Source organism: Thalassospira lucentensis, assembly GCF_001613805.1.
Classification (GTDB): domain Bacteria; phylum Pseudomonadota; class Alphaproteobacteria; order Rhodospirillales; family Thalassospiraceae; genus Thalassospira; species Thalassospira lucentensis_A.
Genome location: NZ_LPVY01000023.1, coordinates 95,895 through 110,489, shown reverse-complemented (window position 1 = coordinate 110,489; position 14,595 = coordinate 95,895). Strand labels below are relative to the sequence as shown.

Genomic DNA, 14,595 nt, shown 5'->3' with positions numbered 1-14,595 from the left:
CCGGCGGTTTGGGTGCCCGCATTTTAGCCCCGCCGCAACCACCATTGCCCACACCATCGCGTAACGGATCGGTCAGGAATCCCATTCGCGACAACCACAATGTTGCAAACCCGCCCATAAGGCCGATCCCGATTGCGGCAATGGTCTTGCCGATGGCAAAATCCATCCCGATGGTGCCTGCGGTCAATGCAAACATCCCCGGATCAATCACCGGCGATGCCAGCCAGAACGCCATGACCGGCGCCAACGGCACCCCCATCGACAGCAAGGCCGCAATCAACGGAATGACCCCGCAGGAACAAAACGGTGACAGCGCACCAAACGCGGACGCCATCAACACCATCGCAACCGGTTGCCCGGTAAAGGCGCGCGCAATCAGGCTATCCGCCCCGGTCGCACCGGCCCATGCCGCAATCACAACCGACGCCATCAGGAACGGCGCAACCGACAGAAGCTGATCAATGGCAAAGCCGATACTCGGCCCAAGCTGATGAGGCACAAAAATGCCAATCGCCAGCAGGATCGCGCCAACGCTGATCCAGACACGGTCAAGGGATTTGCCCGATCTGGCGACACGGCGCAGTGTCAGTGCAATTTCAGTCATATCTATATCCCTAGAATAATAGTTATATTGACTCAAAAAAAGAGGCGACTAGACCGCGTCCTCTTTTTCTTCGGCACCCACACCAATGCAACATTCCGCAACCAGCGCATCAAGCACGTCGCGAATCGCCACGACATCCGCATGATTGACCGTTTCGCGCCCGTGGCGTTCCTGCCAGACCAGACCGGCCTGCACCAGCGCACCAAGATGATGCGCCAATGTCGATGCCGGCAATCCGGTATGTCGGCCAATCTCGCCAATGTTCAGGCCCGTCGCACCCGCCCGCACCAGCAGGCGGAAAATCCGCAGCCGGGCAGAATGACCAAGGGCGGCAAACGCCGTTGCAATGTTGTCGGTGTCTCTCATGGGGAAAATGATATAACTATAAAACTAGTTTTGTCATCTTTTTTCTGAATTCCTGATCGGCGAACCGGATGTCGCAAACTTGTCATTTGACTTCGACACAATATGTCGATATTTCCCGACATATGGAAATAAATACAGCAATCAGCGCCCTTGGCGCACTGGCACAGGAACATCGTCTGGCAGCATTCAGGCTTCTGGTGCGCGTGGGCGAGGACGGCATGGCAGCAGGTGATCTCGCGCGCAGCCTTGCGGTCCCGCACAACACCATGTCGACCCATCTGTCGGTTCTAAGCCAGGCCGGACTGATCACGTCGCAACGCAATGGCCGGTCGATCATCTATCGGATCGTCCCCGACGTTATGCGCGATCTTCTGGGCTTTCTTGCCGATGATTGCTGTCAGGGCCGCCCGGAACTGTGCGGAATCACGGTTCCCGGCAAAACATCGACCTCGACCTGTTGCTGAAACGCCAAACCGGCATAACCGGACGGAGACATCATTATGGCTGGCGGTACCTATAATATCCTCTTCCTGTGTCAGGGAAACTCGGCGCGTTCCATCATGGCCGAGGCCATCCTGAACCGCGAAGGCGCGGACCATTTCCATGGCTTTAGCGCCGGGGCGCATCCGCGCGGCCATCTGCATCCCTACACGATCGACCTTCTGAAAAGCCTCGGCCATGATCCGTCGGTCTTTTCATCCAAACCGATGGAAGTCTATTCCGGGCAGGACACGATCAAATTTGATTTCGTCTTCACGGTCTGCGACCAGACGGCAAAGGAAAGCTGCCCGATTTTCCCCGGCTCGCCGATGACAGCCCATTGGGGCGTGCCCGACCCGGCAGGCGCCACCGGAACCGAGGCCGAAATCCGCCTCGCCTTTGCCGATGCCTATCGCATGCTGCGCAACCGGATTTCGATTTTCACAAGCCTGCCTTTTGCGTCCCTTGACCGGATGTCGCTGCAACGCAAACTCGACGATATCGGTAAAACCGGTCTGCCCGAAAGCGAAAGTGCCTGAAGATGACGACCGAAACCGGCACCGCCCCAATGGGAATTTTTGAACGCTATCTGACGATCTGGGTTGCCGCCAGCATCATCGTCGGCATCGGTCTTGGCGAACTTTTCCCCGATATCTTTCAGATGATCGGCGGCCTGACGGCCTATGAAATCAATCTGCCGGTTACGGTTCTGATCTGGCTTATGATCGTACCGATGCTGATGAAGGTCGATTTTCATGCCCTGTACGAAGTCGGCCGCCAATGGCGCGGCATCGGTGTGACGCTCGGCGTCAACTGGCTGATCAAGCCATTTACCATGGCGGCCCTTGGCTGGCTGTTTATCGGCATCGTGTTTCGCCCGTTCCTGCCCGAAACCGAGATCGAAAGCTATATCGCCGGGCTGATCCTGCTGGGGGCGGCCCCCTGCACCGCGATGGTCTTTGTCTGGTCACATCTGACACGCGGCGATGCGAATTTCACGCTAAGCCAGGTCGCCCTTAACGACACGGTGATGATTTTCGCCTTTGCACCGATTGTCGCATTGTTGCTGGGCATTTCCGCAATTACCGTGCCGTGGGAAACCCTGACGATTTCGGTCATTGCCTTTATCGTCATTCCGCTCCTCGCCGGTCAGGCGATCCGCAACCGCGTTTTGCAGGGTGGTGCTGATCGCCTGAAACGGTTCGAGGCCAAACTGGCCCCGGTTTCCATGGCGGCCCTTCTGGCGACGCTCGTGCTGCTGTTTGCCTTTCAGGGCAAACAGATCATTGCCCAGCCTCTGATCATTGCCATGCTGGCCGTGCCGATCATTCTGCAAACCTATTTCATTGCCGCCATTGCCTATGGTGCGAACAAGTTTCTGGGCGTTGAACATCGCATTGCTGCCCCGTCGGCGATGATCGGGGCATCGAATTTCTTTGAACTGGCGGTCGCCACCGCGATTGGCCTGTTTGGTTTTTCATCGGGTGCGGCCCTTGCCACCGTTGTCGGCGTTCTGGTCGAAGTCCCTGTCATGCTGTCGCTGGTGGCGATTGCCAACCGGTCGCGCCACTGGTTTCCGGCCCCTGATATCACCCGCATCCCGGAGACCTCGAAATGAGCCGCAAAATCCGTATCGGCATCAACGGCTTTGGCCGCATGGGTCGCCTTGCCCTGCGCGCGGGCTGGGGCCATCCCGACCTTGAATTTGTCCATATCAACGAAATCAGCGGCGGGGCAAAAACCGCCGCCCACCTGCTGGAATTCGATTCCGTACACGGGCGCTGGGATCATCCGGTGACCTGCATTGATGATGCGCTAGTCATTGATGGCCACACCACCCTGACCTTTTCCGAAAATGCCACCCCGGGCGATACCGACTGGGTCGGGCTGGGCTGCGACATCGTTCTGGAATGCACCGGCAAATTCAAAACCCCCGAAACGCTTCAGCCCTATTTTGATCAGGGCGTAAAAAAGGTCATCGTCGCCGCCCCGGTCAAGGAAGGCGCACTTAACATCGTTTATGGCGTGAATGACGATCTTTATGATCCGGCTGTCCATCACCTGCTGACCGCGGCAAGCTGCACGACAAACTGCCTTGCCCCGGTGGTCAGGGTCATCCACGAAAAGCTCGGCATCGTGCATGGGTCGATTACCACCATCCATGATGTGACCAACACGCAAACCGTGGTTGACCTGCCGCACAAGGATCTGCGTCGCGCCCGGTCCAGCCTGCAATCGCTGATCCCCACCAGCACCGGCTCGGCCACCGCCATCACCATGATCTATCCGGAACTGATGGGAAAGCTGAACGGGATTGCCGTGCGCGTGCCGTTGCTCAACGCATCGCTGACCGATTGCGTGTTCGAGGTCGCCTGCGATACCGATGTCGAAACCGTCAATGACCTGCTGCGCACCGCATCGGAAACCTATCTTGCCGGGATACTCGGATACGAGGATCGCCCGCTGGTCAGTTGCGATTATCTGAACGATCCCAGATCTTCGATCATTGATGCCGGATCAACCATGGTGATCGACAAACGGCAGGTCAAAATCCTCGCCTGGTATGACAATGAATGGGGCTATGTCTGCCGGATGGTTGATCTGGCGGCCAAGGTCGCACAAAGCCTGTAGGGTTCTTTTTCATGTCATCCGCCATTCGCAACTATGCCCTTGTCACATCCGCCTATTGGGGTTTCACCCTGACGGACGGGGCATTGCGCATGCTGGTTCTGCTGCATTTCAATGACCTTGGATATTCCGCCTTTGAAATTGCCCTTCTGTTTGTCCTTTATGAATGTGCCGGGGTCATCACCAATCTGGTTGGCGGCTGGCTGGCACAGGCGCGTGGCCTGCGCTTTACCCTGTTTGCCGGCCTGATCACCCAGATCGCGGCCCTTTCTGCCCTGTCCCTGACCAATGAAAACTGGCTGCCACGGATATCGGTTGCCTATGTCATGGGACTGCAGGCGGCATCGGGCGTCGCCAAGGATCTGACCAAAATGTCGAGCAAGTCGGCGATCAGGGTTCTGGTGCCCGAAAATGCAAACGGCGCGCTGTTTCGCTGGGTCGCCCTTCTGACCGGATCGAAAAACGCGCTTAAAGGGGCCGGGTTTTTCATGGGGGGCGCACTCCTGGCGTGGCTTGGTTTTGGCGGGGCGTTGCTCGCGATGGCAACCGGCCTAACCGTCATCCTGATTGCGGTTGCGCTTTCCATCGGTCCCGAAATGGCCGCCCCCGCCAACAAGGCAAAACCCAAATTCCGCGAGGTCTTTTCCAAGGATCGCAAGATTAATGTGCTCTCGGCCGCCCGCATGTTCCTGTTCGGGTCGCGCGATATCTGGTTCGTCGTCGGGCTTCCGGTGTTTCTGGCTACGCACCTTGGATGGGGCCATATCGAGGTCGGCACCTATATGGCGCTTTGGGTGATCGGTTATGGCTTCATCCAGACGATTGCGCCCAAAATCCTGCGCGCGGGCACCCGCACCCCCAATGGCAACCCCGATGGTCAAAGTGCGCGTCTGTGGATTTTCGCCCTGATCATCGTAACGGCGGGCATTGCGGCTGCCGTGCAGTTTGATATCTCGCCCGAAATCGCCGTTCTGGGCGGTTTGATGGTCTTCGGACTGGTCTTTGCGGTCAATTCATCGCTGCATTCCTATCTGATCCTTGCCTATGCCGATGGCGACAGGGTCGCGATGAATGTCGGGTTCTATTATATGTCCAATGCCGTTGGGCGACTGACCGGCACCATCCTGTCGGGACTGGCCTATATGTATGGGGGTCTGGTCGGCTGTCTGGTAGTCTCGGCGGCGTTCCTTCTGATCGGCTGGATGATCAGTTTTGGCCTGCCAAAACACCAGTCAGCAACGTCTTGGCGACTGCATTAGAAAAAAATTATCTCGCAGATGCGGGATAAATCGCTGAAAAGACTCAGTTTCCGATTTCACTTAAATTTAATCCGATAAAAAACAGTGACAAAACACAGGATGTAGGGGTACGATTCCAAAGTACGGTCAAGAACTGGACCGAAGGAGGGGTTCCCGAGTGACGCGAGAGCACGTTGTAAAACGGAATTTTTCGCCCCCCGGATCGCAGATGCAACATGCTGCTGCGAACGGCGGAGAACCCACCCGCCACTTCCATCGCAAGATGAAAATTGAATGCGCGCCTTTCCATGATGGAATGGCGCGTTTTGCTTTATTGGCACAATTGATGAGGTGACTTATGGGTAAGCGCGCAGCACGCCGTCGTAGCCGTCCGCAGCAGGCAGATACCAACGTTCACGAGCTGTTTGACGGTGACAAGTCAAACTGGCATCCCCTGAACGGTCAGGGTGACGCCCCCCAGAACGGCCAACGCGATCAAAGCTTCCGCCGCCACATTCGCCCCAAAAGCGAAAACCAGGCGGCCCTGATGGAAGCAATCGACGCCTTCAACCTCATCCTTGCACTCGGCCCGGCTGGAACCGGGAAAACCTTTATCGCAGTTTCCAAAGCCGTCGAAGCCCTTGATAACGGCGAAATCGGCCGCATCGTTCTGGCCCGTCCCGCGGTCGAGGCTGGGGAAAATATCGGCTTCCTGCCCGGCGACGTCGAAGCCAAAATGGCCCCCTACCTTCGCCCGCTTTATGACGCGCTCAATGACCGCCTCGGCGCCAAACGCCTGCGGCAGTATCTGTCGGACGGCACGATTGAAATCGCACCAATCGGCTATATGCGTGGCCGCACGCTCAACAATGCCTTCGTCGTGATCGACGAGGCGCAGAACTGCACCTATGGACAGCTCAAGATGCTGGTCACCCGCCTTGGCTGGAATTCCACCATGATCCTGACCGGCGACCCGGATCAGACCGACCTTCTGCCGGAAATGTCCGGTCTGTCTGAAATGTCGGACCGTCTTGAAAATGTCGAAGACATCGCCTGCGTCAAACTGGCGGATAAGGACATCGTCCGTCATCCGCTGGTCGCCAGCATGCTGACCGTCCTTTAACCTTTCGGCACGGCAAACTAAAAGAAGAAGGCGGGTCCGTCACCGGGCCCGCCATTTTCGTGGTTTAATCGCCTTGATCAAGCGTCATGTAAAGATCACCGCCATCACGGTATTTTTCCGCCATCGCTGCCATACCTTCCTTCTGCACATCGGCCCGAATTTCATGCGATATCCGCATCGAACAGAATTTCGGTCCGCACATCGAACAGAAATGCGCGACCTTGTGCGCCTCTTTTGGCAGGGTCTCATCGTGGAAGGATCGCGCCGTTTCCGGGTCCAGCGACAGGTTGAACTGATCTTCCCAGCGGAATTCGAACCGCGCACGCGAAAGCGCATCATCACGCGCCTTCGCCGCCGGGTGCCCCTTGGCAAGATCGGCGGCATGGGCCGCGATCTTATAGGTAATCACCCCGGTTTTCACATCATCCCGGTCCGGCAGGCCCAGATGTTCCTTGGGCGTCACGTAACACAGCATCGCGGTTCCGAACCAGCCGATCATCGCCGCTCCGATCCCCGATGTAATGTGATCATAACCCGGCGCAATATCGGTGGTTAGCGGCCCAAGCGTATAAAACGGTGCTTCACCGCAAATCGACAATTGCTTGTCCATGTTTTCGCGGATTTTATGCATCGGTACATGGCCCGGCCCCTCGATCATCACTTGGCAATCGTGATCCCATGCGATGCGGGTCAATTCGCCAAGCGTTTCCAGTTCGGCAAACTGGGCGGCATCATTGGCATCGGCAATCGATCCCGGTCGCAATCCATCGCCCAGCGAAAAGGAAACGTCATAGGCCCGGCAGATATCGCAAATCTCGGCGAAATTCTCATACAGGAAACTTTCCCGATGATGATGCAGGCACCATTTCGCCATGATCGACCCACCCCGCGATACGATGCCGGTCACCCGATCGACGGTTAACGGGATGTGATGTAACCGCAATCCGGCATGGATGGTGAAATAATCCACCCCCTGTTCGGCCTGCTCGATCAATGTGTCCCGGAATATTTCCCATGTCAGGTCCTCGGCAATACCGCCAACCTTTTCCAGCGCCTGATAGATCGGCACCGTCCCGATGGGCACGGGGGAATTGCGGATGATCCAGTCGCGAATATTGTGGATATTGCGCCCGGTCGACAGGTCCATGACCGTATCTGCCCCCCACCGCGTCGCCCAGACCATCTTTTCAACCTCTTCGGCCATCGATGATGTCACCGCCGAATTGCCGATATTGGCATTGATCTTGACCAGGAAATTCCGCCCGATGATCATCGGTTCGGCTTCGGGATGGTTGATATTGGCCGGGATGATCGCGCGCCCCCGTGCAATTTCTTCACGCACAAATTCGGGGGTTACATTGTCGGGGATCACCGCCCCGAATGCCTCGCCGTCGCGTTCGGCATTGGCCCTAATTTCCGCCCGGCCCAGATTTTCACGGATCGCGACATATTCCATTTCCGCGGTAATGATCCCGGCCCGGGCATAGGCCAGCTGTGTTACCGCCCGCCCACCAATCGCGCGCAACGGTGCATGACGTTGCGGAAATGCCGGAACCGCATGACTTTCACTTCCGACAAAACCGTTATCTTCGGGTTTGATATCGCGCCCGGCATATCGTTCGGTATCGGAACGCGCCGCGATCCAGCTTCGGCGCAGTCGTGGCAGCCCCTTGGCAATATCAATCGTGACATCCGGGTCAGTATAAGGCCCCGACGGGTCATAAACCCTGATCGGTGGTTCGCCCGCCGTGGGATGAACCGCAATTTCGCGCATCGGCACGCGAATATCGGGAAAGTGCGATCCGGCAATGTGGATTTTGCGCGATGCGGTCAATGCCCCGGTTGTGACATCGCTAGTGATATCGGTTTTGGTAGATGGAACAGACATAAAAGGCCCCTTTGCAATCAAGGCAATGGAGACCCAGTTCTGCGAGAGGCTGCTGATGAAAAATGCCGACCGGTAATGAGTAGACCGCCATGACAAAAAGGGCGCACCCCATATGTCAAAACAGGTAAATATGCCAGCATCCGCACCATCCCTACGCCAGTATGAACTGGATCAGGTTCAAAGGGTCACTGCGCTGCAAAGCCAGCAGTTTCTCAGCCCCTTGTCGGGGCTCCCCAGGTGATCGATTGCAGGGTTACAAGTTATGCGGGGGATGTCAATCGGCGGGCGCGGCCCGACGCACCAAAAGATCAGCGGCCCGTTGCAAGCTCGCCATTGGAAACCGGAATGCCTTCCTGTCCGGCCTTGCGCGCGCGGCCCGTATGCCAGAATTCCGGATCTTCGGTGTAACCGCTGAATTCATCAAGATGGATGTCTTCAGGCGGTTCGGGATGGATGGTGATATCAAGATCAGGATATTCCGACCGGATGCTGTCCATCACCTGATGGCAGATGGTGTGCGATTCACGCATCAGCATCCCGCCATCCATGATCAGCTCGATCTCGGCAAAGCGATGCACGCCTGATGAACGGGTGCGCAGACGGTGAATGCCGATCACCGATGCGTTTTTCATCGTCAGTTCGATGATCCTCTGGCTGTCCGATTCCGGCAATTCGGCATCCATAAGAACAGTAACCGACTGCCGCCCGACCTTGACCGCGGACGCAACAAGGAAGATCGCAACAATCCCGCCAATGACCGGGTCAGCCCACAGGAAGCCCGACATCCCCATCATCAATGCGACGATGACGGCAACATTGGCAAGGATATCGCTGGTATATTGCAGGGAATCGGCCTCGACCGCGACGGAACCCGACATGCGCGCCGCCTTTCGTTGCAGCAGCACCAGCCCAAAAGTCATCACCAGCGACACGACCATCAGCCACACACCCTCGGTCGCGAAACGAAGCGGTTGCGGCTCGAACACGCGTGATGCGGCCTCGGCCACCACGAATATCGCGGCACCGATCATGAAGGCACACTGGAAAAGCCCCGCCAGCGGTTCGGCCTTGCCATGACCAAACCGGTGGTCATGGTCTGCCGGACGCCATGCACTGCGGACCGCCATGAAGTTGACGACAGCGGTGCCGACATCAAGCATACTGTCAACCATCGAGGATAACAGACTGACCGAATCGGTCAGGAACCACCCGACCGCCTTGATCGCAATCAGCGTCGCAGCAATGACAATAGAGGCCGTCGTTGCCCGACGTGCCCACATTTCCCTTTGCGCGATGTCAATGACTGGACATTGACTCATGTTCTACAGACCTTTGGTCTTCAATTTCCGCTCGCTGATTGCGGTTTTATATCGTGAATTGGCGTAATATGTAATGACTATTGCCATATTTTGACCGTCGCCTGTGCAGCAAATAGCGCATATTTGATATTCCGCAAGGTTTTCAAACCTGATCGAAGCGACTATATCAGCCCCGCAGGCGGATAAGAGCAAACAACAGGCCCACTTATGATTGTTGAAATCGGACATTATGCCCTGGTGCTGTCACTCGTGGTGGCATTGGCACAGTCGACCATCCCGTTCATGGCCGCATCCCGGCGTGATGTCGCCCTTCTGAAAATCGCGCCACGCCTGTCCATTGCCTGCTTTGCGCTGGTCGGTACAAGCTTCGCCGCCCTGACATATGCCTATGTCACATCCGATTTCTCGGTCCTGAATGTGCTTGCCAACAGCCACACATCCAAACCGCTGATCTATAAAATCACCGGGGTCTGGGCCAACCACGAAGGCTCGATGTTGCTCTGGGTGATGATCCTGACCCTGTTTTCGGCCGCCGTCGCCGCCTTTGGCCAGAACCTGCCGCCAAGCCTGCTGGCACGTGTTGTCGGCGTGATGGGGCTGATTGCGCTCGGCTTCCTTCTGTTCATCCTTCTGACGTCCAACCCGTTCGAGCGCGTGATCAACCCGCCGCTGAACGGCGAGGGCATGAACCCGCTGCTTCAGGATCCCGGCATCGCCATTCATCCGCCGTTCCTCTATCTCGGCTATGTCGGTTTTTCGGTGGCCTTTGCCTTTGCCGTCGCCGCACTCATCGAAGGCCGGGTTGACCCGGCATGGGCGCGCTGGGTCCGTCCCTGGACGCTGGCCGCATGGATGTTCCTGACCGCCGGGATCGGGCTTGGCTCCTGGTGGGCCTATTACGAACTCGGCTGGGGTGGCTGGTGGTTCTGGGATCCGGTTGAAAACGCATCCTTCATGCCCTGGCTGGCCGGAACCGCCCTTTTGCATTCGGCGATTGTTGTCGAAAAACGCGACGCGCTCAAAAGCTGGACGATCTTTCTCTCGATCCTGGCTTTCTCCTTCTCGTTGCTCGGCACCTTCCTGGTGCGGTCCGGCGCACTGACATCGGTTCATGCCTTTGCCACCGACCCGACCCGCGGGGTGTTCATCCTGCTCCTGCTGTGCCTGACGGTGGGCGGATCGCTGGCCCTTTATGCCTGGCGCGCCCCGACATTGAAGGGCGGCGGACTGTTTCAGCCGATCTCGCGCGAAGGCGCACTGGTTTTCAACAATGTGCTGCTCTCGATTGCGGCGGCCATGGTGCTGCTGGGGACCCTTTATCCCCTGCTGCTGGAAACCGTGACCGGCGAAAAAATCTCGGTTGGCGCACCGTTCTTTAATTCCACCTTCGTGCCAATCATGACGCCCCTGATCATTGCCATGGCTTTTGGTCCGCTGATGCCATGGAAACGCGCCGATCTGTTTGCGGTTCTGGGCAAGCTCAAAATCGCGATTGCCGCCGTCATCATGGTTCTGATCGTCACCTACTGGCTGGCCGGTGGCCCGGCCTTTGCCCTGTTTGGCATGGGGCTGGCGATCTGGCTGTTTGTTGGAACGATGCTGGAATGGGCCGGACGGATCAAGCTTTTCCGCGAACCCTTGGCCAATAGCTTCCGCCGCATGCGCAATCTGCCGCGCTCTGCTCACGGCACCATGCTGGCCCATGCCGGGATGGCGATTGTTGTCGCCGGCATCACCGGATCACAGGCCTGGACCGAGGAATCGGTTCAGTCCCTTGCCATCGGCGAAAGCACGGTTGTTTCGGGCCACACCTTTACACTCAGCGGCCTTCGCGAATATCAGGGTCCGAACTTCTTTGCCCGCGAGGCCACCATCACCATCGCAACCCCGGGCGAACGCACCATCACCCTGACCCCGGAAAAGCGCGTCTACACGGTTGAAGGCATGCCCACGACCGAGGCCGGAATCCGGTCCGGTTTCACCGGTGATATCTATGCGGTGATTGGTGACGAGGACGCCAGCGGCAAATGGGTGACGCGTTTCTATGTCAAACCCATGATCCCGTGGATGTGGGCCGGCGGCATCATCATGGTGCTGGGGGGGCTTATGTCCCTGTCTGACCGTCGCTATCGCGTGGGTGCTCCCACCCGCTCCACCAAAACGGCTCAGACCGTACCCGCCGAATAGGATTATCAATGACCATCTGGATTGTTCTTGGCGCCTTGACGGCTCTGGTGGCGGGTTATGTCCTCTGGCCGATCCTGCGAAATGCGCGTTCGGCTGATGCGGATACGAACGAAGATCGCCTTGCCGACATGGACGAAGACGAACTGCAACGCGATCTTGCGGTTTATCGTGACCAGCTTGCCGAAATCGGCCGCGATATCGAACGCGGCGTTCTGACCGAAGGACAGGCTGACGCCGCCCGCACCGAGGTCCAGCGCCGCATCCTTGCCACCGATCAGCGGATCGCCAAACGCCACCAGTCCGGCGAGGCGGCAAACCGCGTGTCGCGCCTGCGCCCCGCGGTTGCGATCTTTACCCTGCTTCTGTTTGCTGGTGGCGTCGGCCTTTATCTTGACCTTGGCCGTCCCGACCTTCGCGACCGCCCCATCGCCAGCCGTAGGGATGAAATCATGGCCGCCCGTCAGGCCAGCGACAATGACGCCAACCGCAACGCGGCCCTTAACCGCGCGGTACAGGACCTGTCAAACCGCCTGCTTGAAAATCCCGACGACCTCAAGGGCTGGGAACTTCTCGGCGCCAGCCTGATGGCCCTTGGTCGCCCCGAAGAAGCCCAGACCGCCTATCTCGAAGCGGTCAAGCAATCCGGTCGCGATGGTGATTATCTGGCGATGTATGCCGAAAGCGTCATCCGCACCAACAATGGGCAGGTCAACACAATCGCGCGCGGCGCGCTGGAAGAAGCCGCAAAATCCGGCAGCACGGACCCGCGTATCCAGTATTTCCTGGGCCTTGCCGATGCGCAGAACGGCAATGTCGCCGCTGCTGTCGACCGCTGGATCGCCTTGGTCAATGGCGCGCCGTCTGATGCTGGCTGGCTGCCGATGGTGCTGGCCCGGATCGAAGAAGCCGCTCTTGCCCAAGGCATCGACATTACCGGCCGGATCACGGTTACCCCGCCCATGGCATCAAATGCCCCCGGCGGACCATCCCGCGAGGATATGGAAGCCGCCGCCGAAATGACCCCCGAAGAACGCCAGGAAATGATCCTTGGCATGGTGTCGCAACTGGCCGACAAACTGGCGGAAAATCCCCAAGACCCCGAAGGCTGGGCACGTCTGATGCGCGCCTATATGGTGATCGGTCAACCTGATCAGGCAAAGCAGGCCTACGATACCGCCCGCCAGGAATTTGCGGGTGATACCGCGCTTCTGACCCGCTTTGCCGGTCTCGCGGACGAACTTGGTATTCCCGGGGATTAGGCACCGACCCTCACGGTTATGGTCGCCATCCCCTGCCAGAGTCGAACGCACCGTGAAAAATCACGGTGCGTTTTTCTGTATCCGGATGGAACGCACCCGTCACGAACCATACGCAAGAATAGTATTTCTGCTAAAACTTTCGCCTGCATCCTATTGATTTGTCATTCTGTTTGCTAAAAATTCCCTCTGGCAAAAAATGAACAAGGTTCAGAAAAACAACAATTTCATCTATAATGTTGAAATTATTCTCTCTTTTTCTTCATTTCGTGACAAAGATTGATTATAGTTCTTACCCATCAAAAGGGGAGCATGGCAAAATCCCCCACCCAAAAGAATAAGGACATCGCATGATCGCCGGTGCCAACGGGACCGTAAGCAATTTGCTGCTGATAGAAGACAATCCGGGCGACGCCAGATTGGTTCAGGAAGCCCTGCGCGAATTCACCCATCCGGTTCAGTTGCATCACGTCAAGGACGCGATGACCGCCCGCCAGTTCCTGCAACAGGACGGTCCCTATCGCAACGCGCCCAAACCGCGCCTGATCCTGCTTGACCTCAACATGCCGCGCAAGGATGGCCGGGAAATGCTGCGCGAAATCCGCAATGACCCGTCATCCGCCTCGATCCCCGTGATCGTTCTGACCACATCGGGTGCCGAACATGATGTCGATCTGTGCTATGCCGCCGGGGCCAATTGCTATCTGCGCAAGCCGGTTGATGTGACGGAATTTATCGATCTGATGAAAATGATCGAATCATTCTGGCTGGGCCTCGCCCTGACCCCGTCCCCCTGATTTCGCCGCCCGGATCATACTGCCCGGCCCTTACCCCTGACAGTCGGCAATCCCCTGTCGGTTCCCATGGCTACAACACATTGATCCCCGCCACCTGAACCTGTGGGCACACCACCCCCGACATTGGGGACTGGCGACCACACTCCGCCGCCTTACGCGATATCAGGATGATGTGCTTCCGCTGCCCCGGTTGTCGATTGCGGCACACCGGCAAGAAAAAAGGCCGCTGTATCAAACAGCGGCCTTCTCAAAATCGAAGATCAAAGATCGATGATCAGTTGGACAGTGCAGCAATCTGCGCACGGGCAATTTCAAGCGCACGTTCGGCATTCGCCTTGTCATGTGCTGTCGTTGCCGCCTTCAGATCCGCCTCGGCGGTCTCAAGACGTGCCTGGGCTTCATCGGCCTTGATATCGGCAACCGGAACGGCTTCTTCGGCCAGAATGGTGCAACGCTCGGGGTTAACCTCTGCGACGCCACCAGCGACGAAGATACGTTCGGAAACCTTGCCACCTGCATAGATGTCGATGACACCCGGACGAATGGTCGAGATCATCGGCGCATGCTTCGGCAGCACGCCAAAATTCCCGTCCGTGCCCGGAACAACGACCATCTCGACCGGCTCGGATTTGAGCAGGGCAGACGGCGAAACAAGTTCCAGTACAGTCGTATCAGTCATGACAGTCCTCTCTCCCGTATGGGAAGGGGG

The 14,595-nt window shown here is 57.6% G+C and carries 14 protein-coding genes and 1 riboswitch; of the genes, 9 read left to right on the top strand and 5 right to left on the bottom strand.

Going from position 1 to position 14,595, the window contains the following annotated elements; all coding sequences use genetic code 11:
• Both AUP42_RS19315 and AUP42_RS19310 read right to left on the bottom strand, forming a co-directional pair.
• A partial coding sequence (locus AUP42_RS19315) for a permease (protein ID WP_197468319.1) occupies window positions 1-604 on the bottom strand: 604 nt, incomplete at its 3' end.
• A gap of 48 nt (window positions 605-652) precedes the next feature.
• Window positions 653-970 (bottom strand): ArsR/SmtB family transcription factor, encoded by a 318-nt coding sequence (locus tag AUP42_RS19310; protein ID WP_062953231.1) that lies wholly within the window; start codon window positions 968-970, stop codon window positions 653-655.
• Between the two features lie 122 nt (window positions 971-1,092).
• On the opposite strand from AUP42_RS19310, the gene AUP42_RS19305 reads away from it, so the two are divergent.
• The 6 genes from AUP42_RS19305 (at window position 1,093) to AUP42_RS19280 (ending at window position 6,439) form a co-directional block, all read left to right on the top strand.
• Entirely contained in the window at window positions 1,093-1,434 is a 342-nt protein-coding gene (locus AUP42_RS19305) for an ArsR/SmtB family transcription factor (RefSeq protein WP_062953230.1), read from the top strand.
• Window positions 1,435-1,470: 36 nt separating this feature from the next.
• On the top strand, window positions 1,471-1,989 hold the full coding sequence (locus AUP42_RS19300; RefSeq protein WP_062953229.1) for an arsenate reductase ArsC: 519 nt from the start codon (window positions 1,471-1,473) through the stop codon (window positions 1,987-1,989).
• Window positions 1,990-2,018: 29 nt separating this feature from the next.
• The gene (arsB, locus tag AUP42_RS19295; protein ID WP_062953242.1) at window positions 2,019-3,068 is read left to right on the top strand and encodes an ACR3 family arsenite efflux transporter; all 1,050 of its coding nucleotides are present in this window, start codon (window positions 2,019-2,021) and stop codon (window positions 3,066-3,068) included.
• Entirely contained in the window at window positions 3,065-4,081 is a 1,017-nt protein-coding gene (locus AUP42_RS19290) for an ArsJ-associated glyceraldehyde-3-phosphate dehydrogenase (RefSeq protein WP_062953228.1), read from the top strand. Before arsB ends, AUP42_RS19290 begins: the two co-directional genes overlap by 4 nt.
• An 11-nt stretch (window positions 4,082-4,092) precedes the next feature.
• The gene (gene arsJ / locus AUP42_RS19285) at window positions 4,093-5,337 is read left to right on the top strand and encodes an organoarsenical effux MFS transporter ArsJ (protein ID WP_062953227.1); all 1,245 of its coding nucleotides are present in this window, start codon (window positions 4,093-4,095) and stop codon (window positions 5,335-5,337) included.
• Between the two features lie 337 nt (window positions 5,338-5,674).
• Window positions 5,675-6,439, top strand: coding sequence for a PhoH family protein (locus tag AUP42_RS19280; protein ID WP_062953226.1), 765 nt, complete (start codon window positions 5,675-5,677; stop codon window positions 6,437-6,439).
• Between the two features lie 64 nt (window positions 6,440-6,503).
• On the opposite strand, the gene thiC is transcribed toward AUP42_RS19280, so the two are convergent.
• Window positions 6,504-8,327, bottom strand: a complete 1,824-nt coding sequence (gene thiC, locus AUP42_RS19275) for a phosphomethylpyrimidine synthase ThiC (protein ID WP_062953225.1) — start codon at window positions 8,325-8,327, stop codon at window positions 6,504-6,506.
• Window positions 8,328-8,457: 130 nt separating this feature from the next.
• Window positions 8,458-8,573, bottom strand: a riboswitch (TPP riboswitch).
• Window positions 8,574-8,635: 62 nt separating this feature from the next.
• Entirely contained in the window at window positions 8,636-9,607 is a 972-nt protein-coding gene (locus AUP42_RS19270) for a cation diffusion facilitator family transporter (RefSeq protein ID WP_231858354.1), read from the bottom strand.
• Window positions 9,608-9,853: 246 nt separating this feature from the next.
• Between AUP42_RS19270 and AUP42_RS19265 the strand changes: the two genes are divergently transcribed.
• The 3 genes from AUP42_RS19265 (at window position 9,854) to AUP42_RS19255 (ending at window position 13,886) form a co-directional block, all read left to right on the top strand.
• The gene (locus tag AUP42_RS19265; RefSeq protein WP_062953223.1) at window positions 9,854-11,833 is read left to right on the top strand and encodes a heme lyase CcmF/NrfE family subunit; all 1,980 of its coding nucleotides are present in this window, start codon (window positions 9,854-9,856) and stop codon (window positions 11,831-11,833) included.
• Between the two features lie 8 nt (window positions 11,834-11,841).
• Entirely contained in the window at window positions 11,842-13,092 is a 1,251-nt protein-coding gene (gene ccmI / locus AUP42_RS19260) for a c-type cytochrome biogenesis protein CcmI (protein ID WP_062953222.1), read from the top strand.
• A gap of 347 nt (window positions 13,093-13,439) precedes the next feature.
• On the top strand, window positions 13,440-13,886 hold the full coding sequence (locus tag AUP42_RS19255; protein WP_062953221.1) for a response regulator: 447 nt from the start codon (window positions 13,440-13,442) through the stop codon (window positions 13,884-13,886).
• A 274-nt stretch (window positions 13,887-14,160) separates the two neighbouring features.
• On the opposite strand, the gene atpC is transcribed toward AUP42_RS19255, so the two are convergent.
• The gene (atpC, locus tag AUP42_RS19250) at window positions 14,161-14,565 is read right to left on the bottom strand and encodes an ATP synthase F1 subunit epsilon (protein WP_062953220.1); all 405 of its coding nucleotides are present in this window, start codon (window positions 14,563-14,565) and stop codon (window positions 14,161-14,163) included.
• Window positions 14,566-14,595 lie beyond the last annotated feature (30 nt).